An 8,850-nucleotide genomic window follows, 5' to 3' on the forward strand; every position below is an offset into this window, starting at 1 on the left:
GCCGATGGAATCGTCTCCTCACAACACGCCCCATCCGGAACGCATTTGCCGTGAAGCCTGCGGACTGTCCGCGCTTCTGCGCCCCGGACGGGCTCGCCCGGCACAGGTGAGGAGTCTCGACTTGCACTACCTGTCGACCATGTCGTCGTGCAGCGCGTCGTCGCTGTCGCGACTGAACGCAGTTGCTGCAACCCGCACAGGAGGGGCTCCGCATCAGCCGGGCAGCTCACAGCCGGCGGATGGCACCGGAGCCGTGGTGCTTGACCTGTTCGGGACTCTTGTCGCCGCACCGGACGTCACCGAACGCGCTGCCGCGGTGGTCGAGCTCTCCTCCGCACTCGGTGTCGCGAGGGAGACCGTCGACGCAGCGCTTTCCAGGAGCTGGCGGGTCCGGCACGACGGGGAGTTACGCTCGGGAGCCGCTGTTGCCGAGTATCTCGTCGAGCGATGCGGTGCATCCGCGGACCGCGTGGCCAGCGCGGCATCGGTGCTTCGGCGACTCGCGGCCACCCGGCTGGGCGCCGACGAGTCGGTCTGCCGAGCGCTGGCTGAGTTGCGGCGCTCTGGGCTTCGTCTGGCACTGCTCAGCGATGCTTCCCCGGACATCGCTGAGGCCTGGAACGCGTCGGACCTCGCCTCGTACTTCGAGGTGGCGTTGTTCAGTTGCTGGGAAGGCGCGGTGAAGCCGGCCCCCAGTCTCTTCGACCGAGTACTGGTGCGGCTCGGCGTAGCACCGGGTAACACCGTCTACTGCGGGGACGGCGGCGGTGACGAACTGGCAGGGGCTCAGCGGTCGGGGATGAGGCCCTTGCGTGTGACACGCCGGGGCGGATCACACCGGCTCGCTTATGGCGAGACGCCTTGGTCCGGAGGGTCCTTACCGGCAGTGGAGTCTCTGCCCGCGGCGCTGGCCGGCGGGTGGGCCCTATGAATGCGGCACCGCGTGCATGGAGGGTTCGCGGGGGTGTTCCACAGCTTGCGGAAGCCCCGGACTCACACGTCTCCGGTTCCACCCGTGGCACGGCTCTCGTTCATGTCCGGTACGCGGGCGTCTGTGGCAGCGATGTCCCCAAGCTCCACCCCGCCTGGGGCGGCTCGATACCTACGCCGTGGTTCCCAGGGCACGAGATCGTCGGCAGGGAAGCCCGATCTGGTGACTGGGTCGCCATCGACCCGCTGATCGGATGCGACTCATGCCGTGACTGCCAGCACGGGCGAACGGACCTGTGTCAGGATCTGCAGCGAGTCGGATGGGATCTTCCCGGTGGTCTCGCCGAGCTCATTCGGGTCCCGGAATCCAGCGTGGTGAAGCTCCCCAGCCTCCGAGACCCCGCCCACGGCATTCTGGCCGATCCCATGGCGGTGGCCCTGCACGGCGTCCGCTGCGGAATGCAAAGCCGCCCCGGGCGTCTCGGGGTCCTCGGCGCCGGTTCGCTTGGGATCTGTACGGCGATCTGTGCCTCCGCCGCCGGGTGGGACGTCCACCTCGCGGTCCGGTCTGCCACGCGGCACAGCGAGCTGAAATCAGCCCTCACCGGTCCGCGCCTCACCGTGCACCACACCGCTCTACCGCCATGTGATGCCGTCGTTGACGCTGCTGCCGGGCACGACGATTCCCCCTTACGCCAGGCCGTCGCAGCGGTCCGGGACGGAGGAACGGTACTCGTGCAGAACGCCTACGCCCCGGACGTCACCCTCTCCCTACCGCTCCGCGACCTCTTCCGTCGCTCGGTAACCCTGCGTGGCTCCTTCTCGTACTGCCGCGCCAACGGCCGCGACGACTTCCGCGACGCCCTCGCTCTTCTCAGCCAAGGCGGAGCATGGGCCGACCTGCTGACGCGAGACCGCTATCCCCTGTGCGAACTACCGCAGGCGCTGAAGGCGCTACGGCGCCAGGACGATCACCGCCCGTTCAAAGTCCTTCTGACCTCAAACACCTGACTCCTTGGAGCCACGCTCATGACCGTCTCCATCCCTCCGCTGATCCACAAGATCAACTCTCGCGTCACGATCGAACCTCATGAGGTCCACGAGGGAATCCTCGCCGTCCTCGAACTCCCGGCCGGCAATACACGCGATGTGATGCTCGGCAGCATCCTGACCGGTCTGCTATTACGCGGCCCACGGATCGGAGAAGTAGAGGCCGCCATCCGCGCCGCCACCAACCTGGACCGGGCCGGCTGGGACTTCCACCGACCGCCTGAGGGGCTTCGGTTCGTCGGTTACACCGGCAGCGGGAAGAAGACCCTCAAGACGATCAACCTGAGTTCGAGCGCCGCGCTTGTCGCGGCCACAGGTGGGGCGCACATCGCCAAGCTCGGATCCCGCAGCGCCTCCTCCAAGACCGGGTCCCGGGACTTCATCGACCTCGTCGGCGCGGAGATCGAGGCAGTGCCGCATGGAGAAATGGTCGGCATCGCAGCCGATTGCGGATTCGGCTTCTTCTCCATCGAGCACCGGGTGCCCGAGTTCGACCGGCGCTACGGAGGCAGGTTTCAGGCGGTCCACGCCCTGAGCCTGGCCTTCCCCGCGCTGCTGAGCCCCGTGGTCTGCCCCGCCTACGTCTACGGACTCTCGCACCCCGCGGTCCATGTCTCCGCGAGGCTCCTTTCCCGACTGGGGCTCCCAGACGCGACTGTCGTCAATTCCTCCGCTGACACGACGCTCCAGGTCGACGAACTCCTCCCCGGGACGACGGTTCGTGCCTGCCGGATCAGCGACAGCCGGGAGGACCACACTCTCGCTGGCGACGTGACGCGAGCCGCGGCGTCCATGCCCCGAAACCTGAGTTGCATCGCTCAGCACGCCGACCCCCACTCGAACGTGGCCGCTGCGGTGCGTGTCCTGGCCGGCCGGGACACCTCGCCCGCTCGCGACGCAGTCGCCCTCAACGCGGCCCTGCTCCTCCTGACGGCTCGCGTGGTCCCGACTCTCCAGGCGGGACTCGACACCGCGCTCACCATCCTCCGCGCCGGCGCGGGATTGGACACTCTGCTGCGCTTCGTCCGCCTCACCGGCGGCTCGCCCCTCGCGCTTGAGGCACTGCTTCGCCGGGACTCTCATCCGGCTCCCGTAACCTCCGCGTCCGACAGGGAGAAGGCCGCATGCTGACCCACGACGAACTGGGCATCATCCACCTGGTTCTCAACACCGACTGCAACGCCTGGGGCTTGGAGCCCACCCCGTCCTCTCCGGGCGTGTGCCGCTTCTGCTACCGCGAGCGCAACCGCGTCAAGGCTGACGCGGACACTGTCGTCCGTGTCATCGACCGCCTCCGATCCGAGTCGGAGGCGCACCGGATCGTCTTCACCGGAGGCGACCCCGTGATGCCGTACGAAAACCATCTGGAGCTCGCCCTCCGGCACGCCTACTCCGCCGGCTTCGAGACAAACCTGCACACCAACGGTCTTCTCCTGAAAGGGCGCTACCCCGACATCCGCGATCACGTAACCGTCTACTCCCTGGCGGTCGACGGCCCGGATGCTGGGACCGCCGACTGGTTCCGCGGACAGGGCTACTTCGACTGCTTCCAGGCCAACGCGGCCATGCTCACCTCCGACCGGCGGCGCCTCGCCATTAACACCTTCACCACGGCGCACTCCATCCAGACTCTGCAGGACCTGGCCCGGCTCATCAGCAATCTGGCCATCACCACCCCGGTCGAGTACTGGCTGATTTCCCAATACCGGCCCATCGGTCGCGCCAACCCCCAAAAGGCGGAGATCTACGGTTTCGGACGCGAGGACTTCCTCCAGTCCGTGGACGATGCCCGTGCGCTCGTCCCCGACATCCCGGTCTTCGCCCAGCCGACACGCGCCCCGCACGATGCCTACCCGTTCCGCGTCTGGGTCCTCGCGGACGGCACGGTCACAGCTGACCTCGGCAGCGTCTCGGCACCACGCAACGCCGTGCTCGGCAACCTCCTGACCGACGGCTTCGAGCCGCTAGTCCGCCGCGCCTTCGCGCTCCGCGCAGCCTCCCCTTCGCCTCAGGAAGTGACCTCATGAAGTTCGACACCGCCTACTACGAGAACGTCATCGACCAGCACCGCTACGAGCGCCTCGGGCTCGGGGCCATCGACTTCGCCCTCGCCGGCATGAGCCCCGACGACCTGCGCACCAAGTGGGTGTGCCACACCGGTGCCCGCGAGTTCGCCGAGGCGGTGACGTCCGGCGAGCCCGCGATCGTGACCACCGGTGTCGGTCTCGGCGGCCCTCCCCACGCCGGCACCGTGTTCCAGCTGCTGCGCGCGATCAAGCTCCAGCAGCAGGGGCTCGACGTGCAGATCGTCCTCGGGGACCTTGACTCCTACAACGCACGCCGCACCCCGCTGGACGTGGTGCGCCGGATCGCGGACCAGTACGAGGAGTTCGTACGCCGCCTCGGGTTCGACGATCAGCGTGGAGTTCTGCGCCGTCAGGAAGGCCACACCGACGTGCTGGCCACAGCCTTCCTGCTCTCCCGGCACCTCGACGACGCGGACTTCCAATGGGCGGAGGAGGACCTCTCCGGCCTCTACCGCAGCCACGGCGTCTTCGACCACCTCTCGTACGGCATGAAGCAGGCCACCCTCCTCATGGCCGCCGACTTCGTGCATCTCCTCTCGGAAGGGCGGCACGTACTGGTCTCCCTCGGCGTCGACGAGCACAAGTACGTGGCCCTCGCCCGCCGCGGCGCCGAACGCTGGGGGCTCCCCGCACACCGCCTGTCCGGCATCTACACCAAGATGATCCCGGGCCTGGGCGGCCTGCCGAAGATGAGCAAGAGCATCCCCGGCTCGGGGATCGACGCCTCGATGTACGTCGAGGACATCCGTGCCCTGCTCTCCGCCGACACGGACACCGCCCCCGAGGACGACGGCACGGCCCTGCTCCAGATGTACGCATGCCTTCCCGAGGTCGACGGCCTGGCCTACGACCGCGCGGCGACCCTACGCCGCAGCGGAGCTCCCGAGTGGCAGGCGTTGCGCGAGGAGCTCGTCGAGCGCGTGATCACCATCTTCTCCCTCTGGCCCAAGTAACCAAAGGAACCTCCCGATGCACCCCGCCCCCGCCCTGTCCAGCCGCCCGATAGGCGACGCCGCCTCGTACTTCATCAGGAACGGATACAGGAGCCGCGACACCGTGGAGTACTTCGCCGACGAGACGGAAGACGCCACCGTGTGGCAGCCCGACGTCTACCCCTACGCCGCCGCCCAGGCACGCGAGCTCGGCCGTGACGTCCTGATCGACATCGGCTGCGGCCGTGCCGGCAAGCTGGCCACCCTGGCCACTGCCCGCCCCGACTACAAGTTCATCGGCGTCGACTTCGGCGACAACCTCCGCTGGAGCCGCGACAACCATCCCTTCGGTCAGTGGATCGAAGCGGACCTGGAAGCCGCCCTCGTCCTCCCGATCGACCCCGCCATCGTCCGCCGCTCAATCGTGGTCTGCTCCGACGCCGTGGAGCACCTGCTCAACCCAAGGCCTGCCCTCACCATGATCCGCAGGCTGCTCGCGGAAGGATGCGCCGCCGCGGTCTTCTCCACCCCCGCCCGGGAGTTCCGCAGCGGCTACGACGCCCCTGGACCGCCCCGCAACCCCAGCCACGTCCGCGAATGGGCGAGCGACGAGTTTCAGGCCCTGCTGCGTTCCTCCGGCTTCGAGATCCACTACGCCGGGCTCACCCGCAGCGACGACGTTTCCAACGGCCTGTCCACCCAGCTGGTGCTCGTCGGCCCCGGAAAGGAGGACGAGTGACCGCGACGGCACCACGCTCGCTGCCACACGCCTTGCGCGTGGTCCACTTACCGGCCCGCACCCCGTACGCACGCAAGCTGCACGGCCAGGACATCCGCATCCTCAACGAGACCACGATCCGCCCCGGTGTCACCGTCCCCGCCGCAGTGAACGCCGCCTGGCTCTTCGCCCACACCCCGCTCAACTGGTTCGATGCGCTGCACATACACCACATCGACATGGAAGACCTCTCCACCTTGGAGCGCCTCCTCGATGCCTGCGCCACCTCCGGTGTCCGCGTCGTCTTCACCGCACACGACACCCGCCCCATGTACGGCAACACGACGGAGTTCACGGATCGCCTACGGCTCCTTCTCGCGGCCAACGTCCAGTGGGTCTGCCTGACCGAGAACTCCCTCACCGAGCTGGCCGGCCTCCTGGGAACTTGCCCTCCCGCGACCGTCATCCCTCACGGATACGTCGCACCGCCAGACACCCTGCTCCGCAGAGAACGGGAACAGGGCATCGGGGCCCGCTTCCTCATGTACGGAGCGTCCCGTCCCAGCCGCGATCAGCTCTCCCCGGTGATCAACTGGAGCCTCGGAGTCGCCGACCCCGCGAGCAGCCTGCGGCTCCTCCTCCGCGCCTTCAGTCCTGCCGATTTCACCCCGGACAGTCGTGTACCCCTGCTGCTAGACACGGCGCGCCACGACCCCCGCATCCGCTTGTCCATGCACCCGTACCCCACCGACAACGACGTGATCGACGCCGGCCTCACTTCCGACGTCCTCCTGCTCCCCTACCTGTGGGGCAGCCACTCGGGCCAGTTGGAACTCGCCTTCGACCTGAATCTGCTGCCGGTCTGCTCCCGCACCGGCCACCTGCCTGAACAGCACCGTCAGCACCAGGGACTGGTCGGCGAACCCGAGTGGTTCGACTGGTCGACCGGCCACCCCAACCTCTTCGGCGAACGCTTCCTCACAGCCGTCGAGAACGCCACGGCCCGCCTGGCCGCCACCCCGCGCATCCTCGATCGAACATTCCTCGACTACCGCACCGAGGAGCACAAGGCCATCCTCACCGCCTACACCCAGATATACGGGAGCGGCCAGTGAAAACCCTGCCCCGGATATCGTGCGTCATCCTGTGCCACAACTACGGCCGATACCTCGACCGCGCCATCACCAGCTGCTTGGAACAGGAGCCCGGGAGATACGTCCTGCACGAGATCGTCGTCATAGACGACGGCTCTACCGACGAGACCGAGGAAGTATGCGCCCGCTACGAGGGCCGCATCCGAGTCATCCGGAGAGACAGCCAGGGCTTCGGCCCGACACTGACCGACGCCTTTCGCCTCAGCAGCGGAGACTGGGTGGCCCCGCTGGACGCCGACGACTGGTTCCACCCGACCAAACTGCGTATCTGCGCCGAGGCCGTCACCGCCGACCGACTCTTCATCGAACACTGGGAGCACGTCGTCGATGCCGACGGGCACCAGGTCCTCGCGGAACCACACCCTGGTGGCAACACCAGCACCCTGCTCGTACACCGGGAGGCGGCCCTTACCCTCCTCCCCGTCACGAACGAGATCTTCTTCCACGCCCTGCGGGAAGCCGGCCATGGCCACGCCCTGCATGTTCCGCTGGTGCACTACCGACTTCACCCGCTCAGCATGACCGACCGACACAACCGCGGAGTGTCACAGCTGTACCGGGCCGAGGTCTCCACAGCCCTCGCCCGTCGGCTCCGGACCATGGCCGCCGCACCGCCGAGTTGGACAGCGCGCCGCGGCCTCCACCGAATGTCCCGGCACTTCCGTGCCCTCGCCGCCGGGCACCTCGTGGAAGCACAGGTCCAGCTCGGGCACCGCCGCACCTGCCTGCGTCCCCTCACCACCATGCTGATCGACACGGCCTGCTCCAGAGGGTCTCTCGCCCGATGGGTCAGGGCGCTGTCGAGCACCGTCACCGGACGCCCGCAGGCACCTGTTTCGAATGATCAGGAACGGTGACGCTGAGAGTGACTATTCGAATACGGCGGATGAGTAGCGATGATAAAATCGCCACTTCCAACCACACTGGCCTAGCCAGTTGTCAGACCCAGGAGCGTATAGGCACCATGAGCCGTCTGAGCGAGTCCGTCACCCGCGTCATGCAGATCCTCGAGGGATCGGACCTGGGCGTGGACTATACGGTCGCTCAGCTCCTGGACGAGACAACAGCCCGGCGCTCGATCGACCTTTCCGACCTGTCCCCTCGGGAGCAGGCCGCCCTGGTCGAAGGGCGCGCGATCAACATGATCCCCTCAGCTGCGGTACTCGCCGAGAAGATCACCGCCGCCCAGGCAGCGGGCCGTCAGTTCGTCATCAAGTACGGCATCGACCCGACGTCCCCTGACGTGCACCTTGGCCATGCGGTGCCGATCATCATCGCGAGCCGGTTCCAGCGCATGGGTCACCATGTCGTCTTCATCATCGGTGACGTCACGGCGAAGATCGGCGACCCGTCCGGGCGCTCGTCCGAGCGGCCCGCTCTCACCGACGACGACATCGCTCGGAACCTCAGCACCTACCAGCAGCAGGTGACGCCGTTCATCGACTTCGAGCGAGCCGATCTGCGCTTCAACGGTGAGTGGCTTAACAAGGTCAGCCTGCCTCAGCTCGTGGAGATCCTGGCCCGCGTGCCGGTGTCCATGTCCCTCCAGCGCGAGGACTTCCGCACCCGGCTAGCCGAGGGGCAGGGCCTGTCCGTCGCCGAGTTCGTCTACTCGGTCGTCATGGCCATGGACTCCGTGGCCATCACCGCCGACGTCGAACTCGGCGGGGTGGACCAGCTCCTCAACCTCCAGATGTGCCGCAAGGTCATGGAAATCTCGGAGCAGACTCCCGAGGTCGTCATCACCACCCCGCTCATCGAGGGCACTGACGGCACCGGCGCCAAGATGAGCAAGAGCAAGGGCAACTACGTCGGCCTCACTGCCACCCCGGACGACGTATACGGCCGCCTGATGTCCATCCCCGACCATGTCACCGAGTCGTACCTGAAGCTGCTCACCGAGTGGACGGACGAAGAGATCCAGGTGATCACCAAGCGCCTGGCCGAGGGCACCGCACACCCCATGGCGGTCAAGCGCA

The 8,850-nt window shown here is 67.4% G+C and carries 9 protein-coding genes and 1 pseudogene; all 10 read left to right on the plus strand.

The window, feature by feature from the left end; all coding sequences use genetic code 11:
• Window positions 1-253: 253 nt before the first annotated feature.
• Complete coding sequence (locus tag ACWCP2_RS37925) at window positions 254-931, plus strand: HAD family hydrolase (RefSeq protein ID WP_450913087.1); 678 nt, start codon at window positions 254-256, stop codon at window positions 929-931.
• Window positions 928-1,305, plus strand: a pseudogene (locus ACWCP2_RS37930) (alcohol dehydrogenase catalytic domain-containing protein); the annotation flags it as partial. The gene ACWCP2_RS37925 and the pseudogene ACWCP2_RS37930, both read left to right, overlap by 4 nt.
• A gap of 360 nt (window positions 1,306-1,665) precedes the next feature.
• Complete coding sequence (locus ACWCP2_RS37935; RefSeq protein WP_399358089.1) at window positions 1,666-1,941, plus strand: hypothetical protein; 276 nt, start codon at window positions 1,666-1,668, stop codon at window positions 1,939-1,941.
• 18 nt (window positions 1,942-1,959) lie between these two features.
• Window positions 1,960-3,111 (plus strand): hypothetical protein, encoded by a 1,152-nt coding sequence (locus ACWCP2_RS37940; RefSeq protein ID WP_450913088.1) that lies wholly within the window; start codon window positions 1,960-1,962, stop codon window positions 3,109-3,111.
• Window positions 3,105-4,007 (plus strand): radical SAM protein, encoded by a 903-nt coding sequence (locus tag ACWCP2_RS37945; RefSeq protein WP_450913089.1) that lies wholly within the window; start codon window positions 3,105-3,107, stop codon window positions 4,005-4,007. Before ACWCP2_RS37940 ends, ACWCP2_RS37945 begins: the two co-directional genes overlap by 7 nt.
• A complete protein-coding gene (locus tag ACWCP2_RS37950; RefSeq protein ID WP_450913090.1) occupies window positions 4,004-5,020 on the plus strand; it encodes a hypothetical protein in 1,017 nt (338 codons plus the stop codon). Before ACWCP2_RS37945 ends, ACWCP2_RS37950 begins: the two co-directional genes overlap by 4 nt.
• 16 nt (window positions 5,021-5,036) lie before the next feature.
• The gene (locus ACWCP2_RS37955; protein WP_450913091.1) at window positions 5,037-5,738 is read left to right on the plus strand and encodes a class I SAM-dependent methyltransferase; all 702 of its coding nucleotides are present in this window, start codon (window positions 5,037-5,039) and stop codon (window positions 5,736-5,738) included.
• Window positions 5,735-6,832: a hypothetical protein gene (locus ACWCP2_RS37960; protein ID WP_450913092.1), complete on the plus strand. Its 1,098-nt coding sequence runs from the start codon at window positions 5,735-5,737 to the stop codon at window positions 6,830-6,832. The genes ACWCP2_RS37955 and ACWCP2_RS37960 overlap by 4 nt, the downstream gene beginning before the upstream one ends.
• On the plus strand, window positions 6,829-7,728 hold the full coding sequence (locus tag ACWCP2_RS37965; protein ID WP_450913093.1) for a glycosyltransferase family 2 protein: 900 nt from the start codon (window positions 6,829-6,831) through the stop codon (window positions 7,726-7,728). Before ACWCP2_RS37960 ends, ACWCP2_RS37965 begins: the two co-directional genes overlap by 4 nt.
• 107 nt (window positions 7,729-7,835) lie before the next feature.
• Window positions 7,836-8,850: tyrosine--tRNA ligase (gene tyrS / locus ACWCP2_RS37970; RefSeq protein ID WP_450913094.1), on the plus strand; the 1,015-nt coding region annotated here is incomplete at its 3' end.

Source organism: Streptomyces sp. NPDC002104, assembly GCF_053593795.1.